12 protein-coding genes, 1 pseudogene and 1 CRISPR repeat array are annotated in these 18,948 nt (G+C 42.5%); of the genes and pseudogenes, 6 read left to right on the forward strand and 7 right to left on the reverse strand.

What is annotated here, in order from left to right:
* Positions 1–587: 587 nt before the first annotated feature.
* Together JG770_RS01365 and JG770_RS01370 are read right to left on the reverse strand one after the other, a co-directional pair.
* Entirely contained in the window at positions 588–986 is a 399-nt protein-coding gene (locus JG770_RS01365; protein WP_291954194.1) for a hypothetical protein, read from the reverse strand.
* A gap of 259 nt (positions 987–1,245) precedes the next feature.
* On the reverse strand, positions 1,246–2,115 hold the full coding sequence (locus JG770_RS01370) for a hypothetical protein (RefSeq protein WP_291954195.1): 870 nt from the start codon (positions 2,113–2,115) through the stop codon (positions 1,246–1,248).
* An 851-nt stretch (positions 2,116–2,966) separates the two neighbouring features.
* Between JG770_RS01370 and JG770_RS01375 the strand changes: the two genes are divergently transcribed.
* From JG770_RS01375 to JG770_RS01400, 5 genes and pseudogenes are all read left to right on the forward strand, one after another.
* Complete coding sequence (locus JG770_RS01375) at positions 2,967–3,446, forward strand: MarR family transcriptional regulator (RefSeq protein WP_291954198.1); 480 nt, start codon at positions 2,967–2,969, stop codon at positions 3,444–3,446.
* A gap of 17 nt (positions 3,447–3,463) precedes the next feature.
* Positions 3,464–5,197: an ABC transporter ATP-binding protein gene (locus JG770_RS01380; RefSeq protein ID WP_291954201.1), complete on the forward strand. Its 1,734-nt coding sequence runs from the start codon at positions 3,464–3,466 to the stop codon at positions 5,195–5,197.
* A pseudogene (locus JG770_RS01385) lies at positions 5,194–7,033 on the forward strand (ABC transporter ATP-binding protein). The gene JG770_RS01380 and the pseudogene JG770_RS01385 overlap by 4 nt, the downstream one beginning before the upstream one ends.
* Positions 7,034–7,200: 167 nt before the next feature.
* Positions 7,201–7,929, forward strand: coding sequence for an ATP-binding cassette domain-containing protein (locus JG770_RS01395; RefSeq protein ID WP_291954207.1), 729 nt, complete (start codon positions 7,201–7,203; stop codon positions 7,927–7,929).
* On the forward strand, positions 7,926–9,092 hold the full coding sequence (locus JG770_RS01400; protein WP_291954209.1) for an ABC transporter permease: 1,167 nt from the start codon (positions 7,926–7,928) through the stop codon (positions 9,090–9,092). The genes JG770_RS01395 and JG770_RS01400 overlap by 4 nt, the downstream gene beginning before the upstream one ends.
* On the opposite strand, the gene hydF is transcribed toward JG770_RS01400, so the two are convergent.
* Positions 9,089–10,321 carry a [FeFe] hydrogenase H-cluster maturation GTPase HydF gene (gene hydF, locus JG770_RS01405; RefSeq protein WP_291954487.1) on the reverse strand — a complete coding sequence of 411 codons (1,233 nt, stop codon included), beginning with the start codon at positions 10,319–10,321 and terminating at the stop codon, positions 9,089–9,091. The genes JG770_RS01400 and hydF overlap by 4 nt on opposite strands.
* A 345-nt stretch (positions 10,322–10,666) precedes the next feature.
* Here hydF and JG770_RS01410 point away from each other — a divergent pair, with 345 nt between their 5' ends.
* Positions 10,667–11,482: an HAD family hydrolase gene (locus JG770_RS01410; protein ID WP_291954211.1), complete on the forward strand. Its 816-nt coding sequence runs from the start codon at positions 10,667–10,669 to the stop codon at positions 11,480–11,482.
* A 78-nt stretch (positions 11,483–11,560) separates the two neighbouring features.
* Here JG770_RS01410 and cas2 read toward each other — a convergent pair whose 3' ends face one another.
* The 4 genes from cas2 to JG770_RS01430 are packed head-to-tail and all read right to left on the reverse strand — an operon-like array spanning position 11,561 to position 13,670.
* On the reverse strand, positions 11,561–11,824 hold the full coding sequence (cas2, locus tag JG770_RS01415) for a CRISPR-associated endonuclease Cas2 (protein ID WP_291954213.1): 264 nt from the start codon (positions 11,822–11,824) through the stop codon (positions 11,561–11,563).
* Between the two features lie 3 nt (positions 11,825–11,827).
* On the reverse strand, positions 11,828–12,823 hold the full coding sequence (cas1b, locus tag JG770_RS01420) for a type I-B CRISPR-associated endonuclease Cas1b (protein ID WP_291954216.1): 996 nt from the start codon (positions 12,821–12,823) through the stop codon (positions 11,828–11,830).
* A gap of 14 nt (positions 12,824–12,837) precedes the next feature.
* Positions 12,838–13,338: a CRISPR-associated protein Cas4 gene (gene cas4 / locus JG770_RS01425; RefSeq protein WP_291954218.1), complete on the reverse strand. Its 501-nt coding sequence runs from the start codon at positions 13,336–13,338 to the stop codon at positions 12,838–12,840.
* A 44-nt stretch (positions 13,339–13,382) separates the two neighbouring features.
* Positions 13,383–13,670, reverse strand: a complete 288-nt coding sequence (locus JG770_RS01430; RefSeq protein WP_291954220.1) for a hypothetical protein — start codon at positions 13,668–13,670, stop codon at positions 13,383–13,385.
* Between the two features lie 120 nt (positions 13,671–13,790).
* Positions 13,791–18,756: direct repeats of the CRISPR family, unit length 30 nt; unit sequence GTTTCAATTCCTCATAGGTAGGCTAAAAAC.
* The last annotated feature ends 192 nt before the right edge of the window (positions 18,757–18,948 follow it).

Below are 18,948 nucleotides of genomic sequence, written 5' to 3' on the forward strand. Positions count from 1 at the left end.
AAGTACAGGTGTTGGTTTGATTACAAGGGTATCGATAAGCCTTGTAAATGCACTGACTCGCCTTATGGCAGGACTGTTTATCTTAAGCCTGGGGATGATTTAAGGCTTTATCCACCTGTACCTCGTAATAGCAAGGCTTTTCGCCAGAGGTATAAAAGGCGTACAACAGCTGAAAGAAACAACAAGAGGCTTTTTATTGATTATGATATTGAAGCGTACAGAAGCAGAAGTTCTAAGATGAGGTTTGCTTTGGCCACCCATGGCTGCAATAAATATTCACTCAGATGCTTGGCTTAAGCACACTGACTTCAATATCATCGACCTGCTGGAAAAAAGATCTACGGCAGCATAAGCGGTATAACGGCATAGAGCTGTAAGACTTAATGCGCTTCCCAAAATCTGCCTATGGAAGGAAAGTTAGCTTTGTTATACCCTTTTTTATTCTCCTTTTGAACCAGTCACACAATTATGCGGTTTTCAATGTGCAATAACTCCAATTTATGTTATATTATGCTATGGTTTAACCCTTTGTTAGGCTCTATTCCGAAAGCTATACAGGTTATGCTGAAAATCTATTGAATTTCCAGTTAGTTTTCGAGAGCCTTCAAGAAGTTATCAATCAATACAACAAAATTTCTATCCAGCTCATACTCAAATAAGCCATTCTTAATTCTGTTTTCAGATTTTATATACAGTTCCTCTTCCCGATCGCCATTGCTAAGTACTATTTTATATTGATAGCCCATACTCGGGAAATCTACGCCACTCAGCTTTCCACACGATGTGTTCAATTCACTTACAAACTTATCTACATCAGTAGAATTTGTGATGGTTAATTCATTTCCTGTTGTTCCATGTGTTATAGTAACAAACGTATACTTTCCATCAGCTAAACTAAAATCCCTTACGGCAATATAACTTACAATTATCATAATCAGAATTATGCAAATAATGAAAACCATCACTACTTTACCCCTTTTTACCATTTCCACCACCATCCAATCAAGTTAAGGAAGCACACGACATATTTCAAATAAAGTTTGCCCCAGTTCTCCTATATGAGTAACATCAACATATTTAGCTGACGTTGACCAGTTGTCGTTAACTTTTAGATACATTTTTTTACTCCGTTCTTCTTATAGTAAGAATATCCATAAAAAGTAACTGTATGATTACCATATATCCCGCTAGTGAAACTTATTGCACCTGGTCTCTTCCCATTAACTTCCTTCTCCAGAATATTCATTATGGAGTTAACATCCCAAAAGAAGAAATCGTTATTTCCCTTTCCACTGTATCCATAATATTTCCATACATCAGTAGCGAGGTTATCAATATACCAAGGATAAGTTCCTTTAGTTGGAGTATAATATCCTTTTTTTGTGTTGCTATTGTTTTTACTCTATTAAATAGAGTATTTATATTGCTGGGAATATTCCTATATCCATTATTTCTATGATAATTAAAAATAGCGGTTATAGTAGTCAATGAACAATGATTACTTGCATTAAAGTTATCCATATCAAGAAGAGTAAAGTTTGGAATTGTAAATCCGGTATCATAACTCCATCCTGCACCATAAGTATCATTTACATGCTTGTATGGATTAGTTATTCCGCCATAATCCATCGTATTTATTTTATCTTTCTCACTTTTTACTTTTTCGATAAAAGGAATATTTTCTTCTGTCAAATCTATATCTGTATATTCATTACTTAAACCTGATGGTACCGATTTTTTAGAGGTTTTTTTAATTGGCAATAAATCAACAAATAAAGGTTTTCCATCATAGGCATATTCTTTTATTAACGTGTCTGATAAATCTCCGGAAACAACGATATAACCATTATTTTTACCGTCTTTTCTTCTAAGAGAAATGATATAATAGTCTTGATTATCCTTCATTTCTCTTACATCTTCAATAACTGTTTCTTCCGACCAGCCATTGTTGTTATTCTCATAAATATCATTTGCAATAAACCACTTAGCTAGTTCAACTGCTTCATCTTTGTTTATATATGTATTTGTAGGTGTGGCCGCATGAATATTAATCTCCGGAATCAAATTCATTACCAATAAAAGTGATACAATAATAAAACACATCTTTTTTCTCATGAGCAAATCTTCCTTTCTACATTGTTTTTACCACAATAGATACACTTTATACAAACATTCCCCTATGAATAGAAATACTCAAAGGAACACACATTGTATGTTGCAAACCAACATTAGATCTACGTATTTCTGTAAGTTAAGACGGACTTCTTATGTATGCCATTGTTACTTACCTATGGCGCACCTCCTATTATGTCGTATTATGCTATGCTTCTTTCTGTTAGGCTCTATTCCGAAAGCTGTATGGACTATGTTGGAAATCTATTGAATTCCCAGTTAGTTTTCGAGAGGCTTCTTTAAGATGATATCATTGTATTTTTATAAATTCAATAAAAATATAACCAATTTTTGTATAGAATTTTTACAATTTTTCACAAAAGTATATCTTAATACTAAAGCTGCTAGCATCGGTTTTCGACACTTAATAGCTAAAAATTTAAGATCTATATGATCAGGAAATGCTTTAAGCAAGCGCTTTTCCGTTTCTGATGGTCTCTTATTTTGATTTTTAGGTAATGATTTAATAGAACCCCCTCTTTTTAGCAACATAAGTCCAACCGTATATTGTTTCAGAAGATAAATTATACCTGCGGACTACCATAGCGACATTGCCAACTTCCTCACTATATCGTTTTTGTGTCATAATTATCTGCGCCTTCCAACGATTATTTGCATGTTAGCATAGTTAAGATATATTGTCTAATTTCGTTAGGACACTGTCCTTATATCAGAATATTTATACAATCGCAAAAATACTATTGACTTCTTAAATGAGTAATAGTATACTAATGGTTAGCTTATTAATTATTAGCTAGTTAAGCAGCATGCTTGCTGAAAGGAGATTTTGCCAGTTGTTTAACGGAGAATCGGATGATATACCATTTTTAAAGTTTGAAGGAATCGATCCAGTGTCGCTCGAAGTGTTTCGGTCTTTCTTTAAGACCATGCGCTTTCACCACCAGCTTGTATTTAAGATGACCTCCGAAAAGGGCATATATCCCGGACAGGCGATGTGCCTGTGGTTTATCAATCAAGAGCCCGGTATAAGTCAACGGGATTTGGCCGAGAAGCTGCATGTGGCTCCGCCTACCGTCACTCATATGCTCCAAAAACTCGAAAAGACAGGCTTTATAGTGCGCAGGGATGACGAGCGCGATCAGCGGTTGAGCCGCATATATTTGACTGATACGGGCACAGATATGTTGAGCGTATTAAGCGGCATTTTCGCCGAAATCATACGCATAAGCCTAAATGGCTTAAACAGCCAACAGCAGCAAGAACTCATGCATATGCTGGATACCATGAGCTCAAATATACTGCGTGAACTATAAAAAAGGAGATGTGTTTGATGAAAGATTTATTGCTTAAATTCTTAAAACCATACTGGAAACAGATAACCTTGGCTATAATATTGCTGGTAATACAGGCCATATCCAACCTATATTTACCCAATTTAAACGCCGATATCATAAATAACGGCGTGGCCAAAGGCGACATAGATTATATAATAAGTACCGGCGGGTTTATGCTTGCTGTTTCACTATTGCTGGCTATCTGTGCCGTGGCTTCGGCATATCTCGGCTCTAAGACAGCCATGGCCTTTGGACGCGATGTCAGAAGGGCTATATTCTACAAAGTGGAGAGTTTCTCGCAAGCCGAAGTAGATAAATTCGGCACACCGTCGCTGATCACACGAAATACAAATGATGTGCAACAGGTGCAGATGCTGGTCCTGCTGGGATTGAACCTCATGATCATGGCCCCTATTATGGCCATAGGCGGCATCATAATGTCCATTCAGCAAGATGTGGTGCTATCGTATTCCATTATCATAATAGTTCCTATTATGGGCGCCGTAGTAGGATTGATGCTGTGGAAAGCCACGCCGCTGTTTCGCTCCATACAGATCAAGATAGACCGCGTAAACCAGGTCATGCGTGAAAAGCTAATGGGGGTAAGGGTTATAAGGGCATTCGTAAAAAATGAACATGAGGCTAAGCGTTTCGATGAGGCTAACCGCGATCTTACAGCAACTACATTGAGAGTGAACAGGATAATGGCATTCGCCATGCCGTCGCTTATGGCTGTCATGAATTTGGCTACTGTTGCCATAGTATGGTTCGGTGCAGGCAGAATAGATAGCGGGGCTATGCCCATAGGTAACCTTACGGCGTTTTTGACATATGTAATGCAAATAATGATATCGGTCATGATGGCCATGGCTATGTTCATAATGGTACCGAGGGCTGAAGCCTCTGCCGAACGTTTATCGGAGGTCCTCCATACCGAACCGTCCATAAAGGATGCACCGACTCCGGCTGCACCAAGCGATGTAAAAGGATACCTCGAATTTCGCAATGTCGAATTCAGCTACCCTGGTGCCGAAGAACCGGTGTTAAAGGACATATCCTTTGAAGCAGCGCCGGGCGAAACTACAGCTATCATAGGCAGCACAGGCTGTGGCAAAACCACGCTGGTAAACCTGATCCCGCGCTTCTATGATGTGACTGGTGGAAGCATATTGATAGATGGTATAGATATACGCGATATGACTCAACAAGACTTAAGGGATAAAATAGGACTGGTGCCGCAAAAGGCCTTTCTTTTCAGCGGAACGGTGGCCGATAACCTGCGTTACGGCAATGAAAGCGCCACCGATGACGAGCTCTGGCACGCGCTGGAAGTTGCCCAAGCCAAAGATTTTGTGATGGAAATGCCCGGCCAATTGGAAGCACCCATTGAGCAAGGCGGCGCCAATGTATCCGGCGGCCAGCGCCAGAGATTGGCCATCGCAAGGGCTCTGGTAAAAAAGCCCGAGATATATGTGTTCGATGATAGTTTTTCGGCCTTGGATTTTAAGACCGATGCCAAGTTGCGTCTGGCACTCAAAAAAGAGACAGCCGGCTCAACGGTAGTAATCGTCGCTCAGCGCGTGAGCACCATCATGGATGCCGACCGCATCATCGCTTTGGATGATAACGGCGTCATAGCCGGAATAGGCACGCATGCACAGCTCATGGAAACATGCGACGTATATCGAGAAACAGTGTATTCTCAGCTCTCAAAGGAGGAGATAGCATGAGCGAAGACAACAAGCCTAAAATACAACCAACAAGGCGACGCGGCGGTTTCGGCGGCGGGCGTGCAGCTATGATGCCGGCTGAAAAAGCCAAGGATTTTAAAGGCACTCTCAAACGCCTTATAAACTACCTTAAGCCACAGGCTGTTAAGATATTGCTGGTTATCATTTTCACTATAGTCAGCGTAGCTTTTACCATATCTGCGCCCAAAATACTGGGCCAGGCTACCAACGAGCTATTCAGTGGTGTGATAAGCAAACAGCTGCCGGCCGGTATGACCAAGGACCAGGTTATTGCCGGACTGGAGGCGCAGGGCCAGGACCAGCTGGCAGAGATGATATCGGGTATGGAGCTGACGCCTGGGGAAGGCGTGGATTTCGACGCTATATTGCGCATACTTATTATCCTCGCCGGCGTATACCTTCTGGCCTCGGCTTTCCAATGGCTGCAGCAGTATATAATGGCCAGTGTGGCACAAGGTACGGTATACAGACTGCGGCGCGACGTTGACAAAAAGTTGGCTAAACTGCCGCTCAAATACTATGACGACCACTCTCACGGCGATATTTTAAGCCGCGTAACCAACGACGTGGATAATATAGCGCATACCCTCCAACAGAGCCTTACTCAGTTGGTACATGCAACGGTTACGGTTATAGGTGTGCTTATCATGATGTTCTCTATCAGCTCGCTACTGGCGTTGATTTCATTGATAGTCATACCGTTGTCATTTATAGTGACCATGCTTATTGCCAAGCAATCTCAGAAACAATTCATAGCTCAATGGGATAGCACTGGCAACCTGAACGGTCATGTAGAGGAGATGTTCACCGGCCATAATATAGTCAAAGCGTTCAACCGTCAGGATGAGGCTATGGAGCGCTTCGACGAGGAGAATGAAAGGCTTTATAAAGCCAGTTTCAAAGCCCAATTCATATCCAGCATAATACATCCGGCCATAAACTTCCTCAACAACCTGAACTATGTGGCGGTATGCGTTATAGGCGGCATACGCGTGGCCAACGGCATCATCACATTAGGCGATGTGCAGGCCTTTATACAATACTCCAGGCAGTTTACGCAGCCTATAGTACAAACGGCCAGCATAATGAACATACTGCAGTCTACTGTAGCCTCCGCTGAGCGCGTGTTCGAGCTGCTGGACGAACAAGAGGAGATACCCGACACCGACCATAGTAGGGCCTACAGGGGCAGGCAAAACGACACTGGTCAATCTGCTTATGCGTTTCTATGAGATAGACAGCGGTCGCATTACCATAGATGGTGTGGATATATATGACATGAGACGCGATGACTTGCGCAAAAATTTCGGTATGGTGTTGCAGGACACATGGCTGTTCAACGGCACCATAAAGGAAAATATAGCCTACGGCAAGGAAGACGCCACAGACGACGAGATAATAGCAGCGGCACGAGCGGCATATGTCGACCATTTTGTGCGGACGCTGCCTGAAGGATACAACACCGTATTAAACGACGACGCCTCAAATATATCGCAAGGCCAAAAGCAGCTTTTGACCATAGCACGCGCGTTTTTAGCCGATCCGCGAATATTGATACTAGATGAGGCGACCAGCTCGGTGGATACGCGCACCGAGATGCTCATACAGAAAGCCATGGCAAAGCTGATGAATAACCGTACCAGTTTCGTCATAGCCCATAGGCTGTCCACCATACGCGATGCCGATACCATACTGGTTATGAATAACGGCCGTATAATAGAACAGGGTAATCATGAAGAACTTATGGAGGCTCATGGTTTCTACTACGATCTGTATAACAGCCAGTTCCTCGGCGCATACGCTGAAATCGGTTAGGATATCCTGTATCACTCCTTATGAGAGGCTATTATAGATAAATTACGGTTGTCCGATGCGATGATATAAAGCCTACCGCACTGGCGTACTCTGGCTTTATATCATTATTGGCAAGCATAATATTTTATGTTATAATAGCCCTAGTTTAATGTAAGGAGATGGTGATAGTGGTAAAATTGATTTCCATCGGCAAACGTTTTAAAGATGTGCAGGCTGTGGATGATTTATCCTTCAGCGTTAAAGGCGGCGAGATTTTCGGCCTTTTAGGCGAAAACGGCGCCGGCAAAACCACCACGCTGCGCATGCTGGCCACCATGCTGAAGCCCACGTCGGGTACCGCCACCATATGCGGCCTCGATATAGTAAAGCAGCCTGCGGAAGTACGCAAGCATATAGGCATATTATTTGGCGGCGAGGCCGGTTTGTACGACAGGCTTACAGCCCGTGAGAATATAGCCTATTTCGGCAAACTAAACGGCATGGACGATAATGCTCTTAAAAAACGCATAGACGAATTATCTCAGACACTGGACATGGAAGAATTCATAGACCGGCGCGTAGGCAAATTCTCAAAAGGTATGAAACAAAAAGTCACAATAGCTAGAGCCATAGTGCACGATCCGGAGGTGATGCTGCTGGATGAGCCCACCGTCGGCCTGGATGTGACGGCCGCACGCACGCTGCAGGATTTTATAGCCCAATGCAGGAATCAAGGCAAAGCCGTCATATTCTCCAGCCATATAATGAGCGAAGTAGAAAGGCTTTGTGACCGCATAGGTATAATACATAAAGGTAAGTTGGTGGATATAGGCACTATAGATGGGTTAAAACAGCAGTATAACAATAGTAATCTGGAGGAAGTGTTTATACAGCTCATAGGGGGTAAAAGCGCATGAAAAGAGCATGGATAGTATTTGCAAAGGAAATGAAGGATGCATTTCGCGACAGGCGTACGCTCATATTCAGCATTCTGCTGCCGGCTTTGATATTCCCCATACTTATGACCCTTATGAATAACGTCATGAGCGATGTAACAGAAGAAGCCACTGAAAACATCGTCATAGCCTATGTAGGCGAGGATTCGCAGCTTAAAGCATATTTAGACAGCCTGCCAAACGTAACCATAATGGATTCACAGGATCCTGAGGCTGATCTTGATGGCAGCAAGGTATCGGTCATCGTTGAGGTAAAAGACGGCTTGGATGAAGCCATGGCATCCGGTGCCAAGGGCAATATAACGCTAAAATATGATGAATCGAAGGCCAAGTCCTCTATGGCTGCCTCTGTCATAAGAGAAACGATAAACGCCTTCGGCACACAAGTAGCCCGTCAGCGTTTACAGGCCAAGGGCATAGACCCTGAATTTATAGAACCATTGGACATAGCATCGATCAACGTAGCTAAGGCACAGGGTGAAGGAGCTATTGTAATGTCATTCTTATTGCCCATGTTCCTGTTGTTGTACCCGGCTACCGGGGCTATGGCCACTGCTATCGACCAGGGGGCAGGCGAAAAGGAACGCGGCACATTGGAACCGCTTTTGGCTACACAGGTCAGCCGTGCGGCATTGGCCATGGGCAAATGGCTTTCGACCTCTGCAGCCTCGATAATAGGCACGATAGCTTTCATGGCAGGTTTTGTCGTAGCGGTAATATATAACCCTACGATGTTCGGTGAGGGCTTTACGGCCTCGCCGTCGGCTATAGCAGCCATAACGGTGCTGGGCATAATGATGGCTTTTATCTATAGTGCCGCCATGCTGGCTCTGAGCGTTTTCGCGCGCAATATAAAGGAGGCGTCCACATACCTGAGCCCCTTTGTCATAGTAGCCATGATACCGGCCTATGCCACCATGTATACCGATATAAAGACTGTGCCAGCGTGGCAGTACAACGTGCCGCTGCTCAACGTAATACTCATCGTAAAAGAAGCTCTGCTTGACACCATAAACTGGGGGCATTTCGCTATAACCATGTTATGGCTGATAGCCCTGACCATCGTATTCCTCACCATGGTGGTGCATATGTTCAATAACGAGTCGGTGGTATTCAGAAGCTAATCATAATCCTGTTGAAATATAATCCGGGCGGCAGGGAATGGCTCTAAAGCGCGCGGCAATATGCCGTTTACATAAGCTATCAACACGCCATAGTTCACCATGGGTACGCCCTGCTGCCTTGCTTTCTCCATGCGGTAAAGCATTTCTCGACGATTCAGCATGCACGCGCCGCAGTGAACTATCAGCTTAAATCTGCTTAAATCCTCCGGCATGGTAAGCCCGCTCGACCACTGAAAATCCAAGTCGCCGCCTACCGTTTGCCTCAACCATCTTGGTATCTTCACAGTACCTATATCATCGGACTGCCGGTGATGCGTGCAGCCCTCGGCTATAAGCACGCGGTCTCCGGGTTTCAGATCAGATATGGCTTTAGCACCCTTGGCCAATTCTATAAGGTCACCTTTATAGCGGGCCATCAATATAGAAAATGACGTAAGAGGTATATCACGAGGCGTATCGGCAGCCACCTTTTGAAATACCTGCGAATCGGTGATAACCATGCGCGGTTTTTTAACGAGGTCAGTCAGCGTTTCCTTTAATCTATCCTCCTTGACGACCACAGCCACGCCATCATGATCCAGCACATCGCGTATAGCCTGCTGCTGCGGCAGTATAATGCGGCCTTTCGGGGCTGCTTTATCAATAGGAACAACCATCACCACAAGATCGCCCGGATCTATCAAGTCTCCTACCAATGTAAGTTTTTCATCGTCATAAGGGGCATGGCGCACTATGGCCATCTTCAGCTCGTCGACGCCCTGCCCGGTAGCCGCCGATACTTCCACAAGCTCGAGTTTGAGTTTTTTCTCCCATTCTATCAGTTGTTCCCGAGTATAAACAGCTTTATCGGCTTTATTGACCGCCCCTACCACAGGTATATTTTTCTCGCGTATACGCCGCAATATATTCTCCTCGAAATCGGTCAGCCCAACCTCACCGTCTATAACCAGCACAGCAAGGTCGGTACGGTTCAATACATCATATGTGCGCTGTATGCGCATCTCTCCCAACGGACCTATGTCGTCCAATCCCGCCGTATCTATGATCACCACCGGCCCTATAGGTAAAAGCTCCATGGCTTTTGATACTGGGTCAGTGGTAGTGCCGGCCACATCGGATACCAAGGCTGCCTTTTGATTGGTTACAGCATTTATAATGCTGGATTTGCCGGCATTGCGCCTGCCGAACATAGCTATATGCAAGCGTGACGATGTCGGCGTAGCATTCATGTCATCCATTATCCTTGTTATTTCTCCCTTCATCGGCTGCTCATTCAAGCAGTATAAAAAATAGATATAACTTTTAGTTATAATTATATCACATACAGAGCATTGAAGATATGCTTTCTGGCCGCCGTCTATATCCGCTGTACCAGCGTTTGTTCAGAAGTTATCATAAATAAGCTGCAATCGCACCATGCGAATGAGGTAAAGCCTGCACATACTCGCGAAATATTGCCGGCATATTTGCAACAAACGCGATTGCGATATTGCTTATACCCTCTCGCTATTATATAATAAGTTAAAGCGGCGAATTCACTTTGAACAAGCTATTAGAAAACATGGAGGAAAAAGGTGCAATATAAACTAATAGTGGCCGATATGGACGGCACGTTGCTAAACGATAAAAAAGAGATATCACCCAAAAACCGCGAATACATAGATAAATACAGGAAAGCCGGAGGCTTATTCACCGTAGCTACAGGGAGAGGCCTTTCTACGGTAGAAAATATAGCAAAGGAAATACTAATAGATATACCGGTGATACTTTATAACGGTGCTCAGGTCTACGATTTTAATAATAAAAAGATCATATATGAAAAATTTCTCAGTGAAGATGCTTATAAGAAAGCTTTAACGCTACTGGACAATCTGAATATCACCTTCTTGGCATATCAAGGACCGCATATGTGGGTGAAAGAGCTTTCAGTCGCGGTAGCCGAACATTTGAGAAAGGAAACTGTAAATATAGAAAATGTAACTGCAGCATCTATAAATGAATTCCCGATCAAGGGCATAAATAAGATACTTACTATAACAGATCGAAACACTTTCGAAAAGTTTCGGGAGGCTTCCTCTCAAATAGGGTTAACAGGCGTACGTTTCGTACAGTCCGAGGTAAACTATTTCGAGATACTGCCCGAAGGCGTATCCAAAGGGCACGCATTGGAAGAATTGGCCGTATATCTTGACATACCGCTGTCACAGACAGCGGCCATAGGCGATCATATGAACGATATAGAGATGGTGCGCGCAGCCGGCCTTGGCGTTGCCATGGCCAACGCGCGCGACGAAGTCAAAAGATATGCCCACTTTATAACCAAATCCAACAACGATGATGGCGTAGCATATTTTATAGAACTATTGCTCAAAAATCAAATTTCCAGTTAAAAGCTTTGCCTTCCATCTTCTTCACCTTATTTGCAAAATCTTCTATTTATATCGGCGGATAGAAAGCTTCAAAGCTCATTATAAAATATTTTCTTGACCGCCTTTTTCGACACCCATTATCTCCCTACTCGAGTATTTAGTGGAACGAAATGTATAAAAGATAACCGAATCTTCATCTTTGTTTATGATTTTGCCCAATTCATATTTCAGCTTTTTATAACCAGCTTCTGTAAGCTCGCCCTCCAAAACTGAATTTTGCACCCAGTAAAGGTATCTTCGACACAACTTCAGTACCTTTGCCACACGGCTTTGGTTTACATCGTAGACCAATATCACAAACATAATTCACCAACGCGATACAAACGGGCTATATTCTTTCTCACCCACAAAATGTTTTTCTAATTTATATAATTCCATGCGTATAATGCTTCTGTAGGATACCTGCCGATGTAAATCCCTGTGATTTATAGTAGTGGCAAAGCGTTTATCCAGTTCGGTTACAAAAGCCTTCTGAGCCTTTTCCTTCAATATAATGCCATCGGCATAAGATTGAAAATCATTGGCCGCAATCATATTCTTGCCAAGTAATGTAAATATAGTTCTATCCACCAATATGGGCTTGAAAATTTCCGCCACATCGAGATTTAATGTAAAACGCCGAAAGTTTGTGGTGTGCAAATAACCTATCCTGGGATCCAGATGGGTTTTATATATTTCGCTCAGTACCAGCGTATATATAATAGAATTACCAAAACTTATGAGCGTATTTATTCTATTCTGAGGCGGCCTGCGGGTACGCTGTTCGAAAGTAAATGCCGGCTTATCAATTATAGTATCAAAGCCTTTATAATATTGATCCCGTATATTGCCCTCTATAGCCATCAATTCTTCTACACCAGTACATTCATATGTGGTAGCATAGAGTTTATCTATTTCATCCGATATCGCCTGCAGAGAATCTTTACCTCTATTTATATAATATTTCAGAACATGCTGTATATTTTCAGCGGCGCCCTGCACAAAATGCCTGGCCAGGCATAGCCTTTTATCGGCATCCATATAATACTCGGCCTGTTTTAAGATCATATACCCCGAATTCAGGTGTTCTCTTGGATAAAAGCTGCCGGCGTAATATCCATAGTGGTTAAAGAAATGCAAAAGTACCTCTTTTTGCGATAAGAATTCGATAAAGCGTTTATTGAAATTCACCTCTCCAAATATCATTATCTCGCTTATATCTTCGATGGGTATATACTTTGAACCGGTTTCTGATTTGAAATAAACGGTGTTGTCTTTGCGCTCAAATTCGCCACTTGAAAAGATATAAAATGACTTTTTCACACTATCCACTCTCCTTATGCCCAGCACATTTCAGCATATGCGCAGTTAGTACACCAATGAATTCTAGCCGGTTGCGGCGGCAATTCAGCGCCAACAATATCGGCTATTGCCACACACGCCCTATCCAACTCGGCCTGCGCTTCCTGGTCCAGGTGTACATCTATGATTTTCTTTTCCTCAGGAAACATCAATTGGCCTTCTGCTTTGATGCCAAGTTTCGATAATTCTGATAAGTAAAATAAAAGCTGCATTCTGGCGCTTTGGAGATATTTTGAACTTTTCTTCACCTCCCCTATCACAAGTCCGCCATCATCTTTCTTCAAAAGGTCTATCTTTATATTACCCACCGCTATTTCTTTTTTATCGCGTTCATAGCTGTGTTCATGCAAAAAGCGGCCCCACTCTATATTCTCATCGTGTTCATCAGGCGTAAGGTGCCGCGCCATAAGCCACGTTTCTCTAGGACATATGTAATAATACCATATTAATGTACCGTTTATTTTAACGTCTTCCATATGCAGCCATCTCCTTATTAATGCTTGAATTCCTCATAGGTAAGCTAAAAACTATTTACTATTTCATCAAGATACCACCACCAATTAGACTTAGGCTTATCCTTTTGTTTTGCTTCCAAAAAACCTTTCAAAGCCTTATAAAACAGTGGGGCCCTTTCAATAAGAATTTTATCAAGCTTTTCAATTTCCTCTTTTTCCGCTTCATTGAAGCTGTTAATATGTTCTTGGATAATATCTCTGCATTCTAACTCATATATATGTTCAAATGGGCTAAGATCCCATTCGCCATTGACAAAAGCATCATAGCCTTTAATTAAACGTTTATTGTCCATCAACTCTCAACTCCTTTACAGTGCTCAAAAGTTGCATACCGTTTTTCTTTATATATTCTTCATAACTTATTCTATCAAATTTAAATGCCATATCGATAACCTTATTCTGCCCAATTTTTGGTTTCAATTCCTCATAGGTAGGCTAAAAACGCGGCACAGGCATTTGTATCTCAATATTGTTGAGAAGTTTCAATTCCTCATAGGTAGGCTAAAAACTATTTTCCTCCTGTTGGAGCGTCCGAACTTCTTTGCGTTTCAATTCCTCATAGGTAGGCTAAAAACGGATATCCTGCCATACGTTATCACTTATTTGAGACAGTTTCAATTCCTCATAGGTAGGCTAAAAACGCGAAAGCGTCTTGTGCCATCCGCACGTTTCCATCGTTTCAATTCCTCATAGGTAGGCTAAAAACAGTAACGGGTACCTCGACTACTGCGACCGCAAATATGTTTCAATTCTAGCGGGCGAGCGTTTCAATTCCTCATAGGTAGGCTAAAAACCATTGACCTGCTTGCTGAGCTCGTCAATCCTGCCCTCGTTTCAATTCCTCATAGGTAGGCTAAAAACGATACTTAAAGAGAGCCTATATATTGCCTCTTTAGGTGTTTCAATTCCTCATAGGTAGGCTAAAAACGCGCTGCGTATGTTTTACCGCTCCCGGTCTGCCCTAGTTTCAATTCCTCATAGGTAGGCTAAAAACCCGACAACTATAATCTGATCACATTTAATGTTGCCGGGTTTCAATTCCTCATAGGTAGGCTAAAAACCAAAGCAGGAAGAGTTAAAGCAACAAACAATTGAGGGGTTTCAATTCCTCATAGGTAGGCTAAAAACTCAGCAGGAATAAGAGGCATAGTAGGATCCTTTATACGTTTCAATTCCTCATAGGTAGGCTAAAAACGCACAAGAAATAACGATGTTGCCATCAGCTGCGCGCGTTTCAATTCCTCATAGGTAGGCTAAAAACTTAACTTGGGATGGAGCTAATTTGTGGGTAGCTGGGAAGTTTCAATTCCTCATAGGTAGGCTAAAAACGGACGGGGACTTTGTGGCAGAAGCCATCGAGGTGAGAGTTTCAATTCCTCATAGGTAGGCTAAAAACGTAATTTATAGGCCGGAGGGCGCAGAGTTGGCAGACTGTTTCAATTCCTCATAGGTAGGCTAAAAACCCAGCACTAGTAAGAAAAAGTATACCATCCTCAAGGTTTCAATTCCTCATAGGTAGGCTAAAAACCAAGTTCGACCAGCAGTCACGGAAAAACCATTGTCAGTTTCAATTCCTCATAGGTAGGCTAAAAACAGAGGAAATGAGATGGGCGAAAGCCCATCCTCATCCCTGTTTCAATTCCTCATAGGTAGGCTAAAAACTTGATTTGGTACTTTGAAAAATCTTTACGGAGTGTTAGTTTCAATTCCTCATAGGTAGGCTAAAAACTGCGTTGGATTTATCCCCTTCCGGCTTTTCTTTTGGGGGTTTCAATTCCTCATAGGTAGGCTAAAAACTGCAGCCGGAAGAATATACACCGGACGCAATCCGCAAGTTTCAATTCCTCATAGGTAGGCTAAAAACCAGTGGCGTCGCTAAGACAACCACTTCAGATGCGCCGTTTCAATTCCTCATAGGTAGGCTAAAAACGCGGTGGCGGCCACGGGATTGCTGTTAACATTTTTGGTTTCAATTCCTCATAGGTAGGCTAAAAACTGGTTGGGCTACCTTGGGCAATAGCGCTTGTCCATAGTTTCAATTCCTCATAGGTAGGCTAAAAACTTCTTCGTTTACCAGTCCGTCGTTGTGCTCGACGAGAGTTTCAATTCCTCATAGGTAGGCTAAAAACAATAACAGAAAACGATAGACAACCTTCTTTCACCCGGTTTCAATTCCTCATAGGTAGGCTAAAAACACTCATATGTGCGATATACGGCGCAAATACATCGGGGGTTTCAATTCCTCATAGGTAGGCTAAAAACCTATGCTCCCATTCATCGCGCGGGAACCATTCGCCCGTTTCAATTCCTCATAGGTAGGCTAAAAACATCGCGGCGTGGTGGTTGCCCACCCTGGGGAACGACGTTTCAATTCCTCATAGGTAGGCTAAAAACTTTCATATACTCAGGCGCAAGCTTTTCCTCTTGCTATGTTTCAATTCCTCATAGGTAGGCTAAAAACATGTCAACACTTTTTTAAAAAAATTTTTTCATAGCAAGTTTCAATTCCTCATAGGTAGGCTAAAAACCAGCCCTGCTGGGGAGGCGTTATATCCCCAGCCCAGTTTCAATTCCTCATAGGTAGGCTAAAAACCCGAATTGGGCGGAGCGCTGGAAGAATTGCGGCACAGGTTTCAATTCCTCATAGGTAGGCTAAAAACGAGATGCGCCAATAGTTGAACAGTATAAAAAAGAGAAGTTTCAATTCCTCATAGGTAGGCTAAAAACTCCAGCAGCATATATGGACACATATTTTCCTCATCCCAGTTTCAATTCCTCATAGGTAGGCTAAAAACGTCATAGGTAGGCTAAAAACGTGCCTCGGCTGGAGCACAACCGTCACACAGTCGAATAGTTTCAATTCCTCATAGGTAGGCTAAAAACGAAGTTACTATTCCTGATGAGTTGGTGCCTGAGGTTGCGTTTCAATTCCTCATAGGTAGGCTAAAAACCAACAATACGGTTGCGGCATGGCGATTTTGTGTTTTTGGTTTCAATTCCTCATAGGTAGGCTAAAAACGAAGGACGTTGTCACTGTCCTCACCGTCCAGCCAAGAAGTTTCAATTCCTCATAGGTAGGCTAAAAACACGCTGCGCAGGATAGTGGCGTGCCAAGAGTATTTTGTTTCAATTCCTCATAGGTAGGCTAAAAACGAGAAAATCGCTGATACATTAGCGCATGTTATATCGTTTCAATTCCTCATAGGTAGGCTAAAAACTCCAGCAGCATATATGGACACATATTTTCCTCATCCCAGTTTCAATTCCTCATAGGTAGGCTAAAAACGCTCATAGGTAGGCTAAAAACTATTAACGGCGTCGCGTTGCCATACGTGACGGAATATGTTTCAATTCCTCATAGGTAGGCTAAAAACTTTTTGACGGGGCTTTGGAACGGCATCGTGACCGTTGGTTTCAATTCCTCATAGGTAGGCTAAAAACGTAACGACAAACATTTTAGAACAAGTTGAAGAACGTTAGTTTCAATTCCTCATAGGTAGGCTAAAAACACATGCATCAACATTAAGACACTCGTATATCAAAAGTTTCAATTCCTCATAGGTAGGCTAAAAACCAGAATATGAGCGAAGGGAGGAGGCCAAGAATGACGAGTTTCAATTCCTCATAGGTAGGCTAAAAACCATATGGGTTGAAGTATTCTTTTAATGTTTCGGTATGTTTCAATTCCTCATAGGTAGGCTAAAAACATATTCGCCGCGGCTTTTCCCATTTTAGCGGCTCCTGGTTTCAATTCCTCATAGGTAGGCTAAAAACTTAGGCACAACCGATACAACCCTGTACACAGTACCAGGTTTCAATTCCTCATAGGTAGGCTAAAAACGGGGAGGTTATCCACTGCGTTCGGTGTTTCTTCTCCGCGTTTCAATTCCTCATAGGTAGGCTAAAAACGCTGGAGCATATAGGATTATGGGGCACAGAACCAACGTGTTTCAATTCCTCATAGGTAGGCTAAAAACCTACCGGCTTTCTTCAGCTTGGCTCACGGTTATCCTAGTTTCAATTCCTCATAGGTAGGCTAAAAACCTCTGGAACTTCGACAGTCTCGCCTCTCTTTATCAGAGTTTCAATTCCTCATAGGTAGGCTAAAAACTATCCTCCGTAGCGGAAAAAAGCAGCTCTTCTACATGTTTCAATTCCTCATAGGTAGGCTAAAAACACAATAAACAATATTACTGACGCGCCGGCATATGAGAGTTTCAATTCCTCATAGGTAGGCTAAAAACTGTTGCTTTTTCTCAACCGACATATTTAATACCCCCAGTTTCAATTCCTCATAGGTAGGCTAAAAACAAGATGACAGATGCAGAATTGGCAGTGCTTAAAGAGGTTTCAATTCCTCATAGGTAGGCTAAAAACGCCCATCTGCTTGCGTTAGGTCGTTCATAATACGCTCGTTTCAATTCCTCATAGGTAGGCTAAAAACCTGAGCAACAAGAAAAATTGGAGAAATTATGTGATGGGTTTCAATTCCTCATAGGTAGGCTAAAAACGCTAAACCATATCGAGTAATCACGGCCGGAGGTGACGTTTCAATTCCTCATAGGTAGGCTAAAAACTGCGAGCGGCTTCAGAAGCACAATGAGCTTGGAGCTAGTTTCAATTCCTCATAGGTAGGCTAAAAACTGGAATAGCATAAAAGAGATTATTTTTAGCCGTCTAAGTTTCAATTCCTCATAGGTAGGCTAAAAACCGTCAACCAAAGCGCGTTTTTTGGCCATTTTAAGAAGTTTCAATTCCTCATAGGTAGGCTAAAAACGAGGTCAACGGTAAATCATATATAGCCATTGACCCGGTTTCAATTCCTCATAGGTAGGCTAAAAACCGCAGCGGATAAACGATAAGCAGAGAACGATACAGAGTTTCAATTCCTCATAGGTAGGCTAAAAACTTTTTTGGCAGCTATATACTGCCTCAACGCCTCGGCGAGTTTCAATTCCTCATAGGTAGGCTAAAAACGGTTCATCCGACTAGTTTTAGAAGATGGCCGCGTTATGGTTTCAATTCCTCATAGGTAGGCTAAAAACAGTAATCGTACAATGCATCAATTGCATCTTTTTTTGGTTTCAATTCCTCATAGGTAGGCTAAAAACCTTCATGATTATATTATAGCCATGCTATGGCCATAGTGGTTTCAATTCCTCATAGGTAGGCTAAAAACTCGTTCAACTCGATATATTCATCAGTACTACGGGTGTTTCAATTCCTCATAGGTAGGCTAAAAACTTTTATCATTCAAAATTCCCCCCTATGCTCGATATAGGTTTCAATTCCTCATAGGTAGGCTAAAAACAAAGTCGATCAGTCCGCTGAACACCTGAGTTAATGAGTGTTTCAATTCCTCATAGGTAGGCTAAAAACTAATTTGAGTGGCTTCAAATGGGCATTTGCTTCTTATTTGCGATGTTTATAAAACTGGTGTCTCCGCTTGCGCCAAAGCCATAGCAAATAGCTATACTAAGGCCTCTCTAAGCCATAACAGTAATGTCGTCGATCTCCATACTTTTTTGCACTATTATCGGTCGACGACATTATTATATCATAATCTGCTCT

The sequence above is a fragment of the Mahella sp. genome, assembly GCF_020054945.1.
Taxonomy (GTDB): Bacteria; Bacillota; Clostridia; order Mahellales; family Mahellaceae; genus Mahella.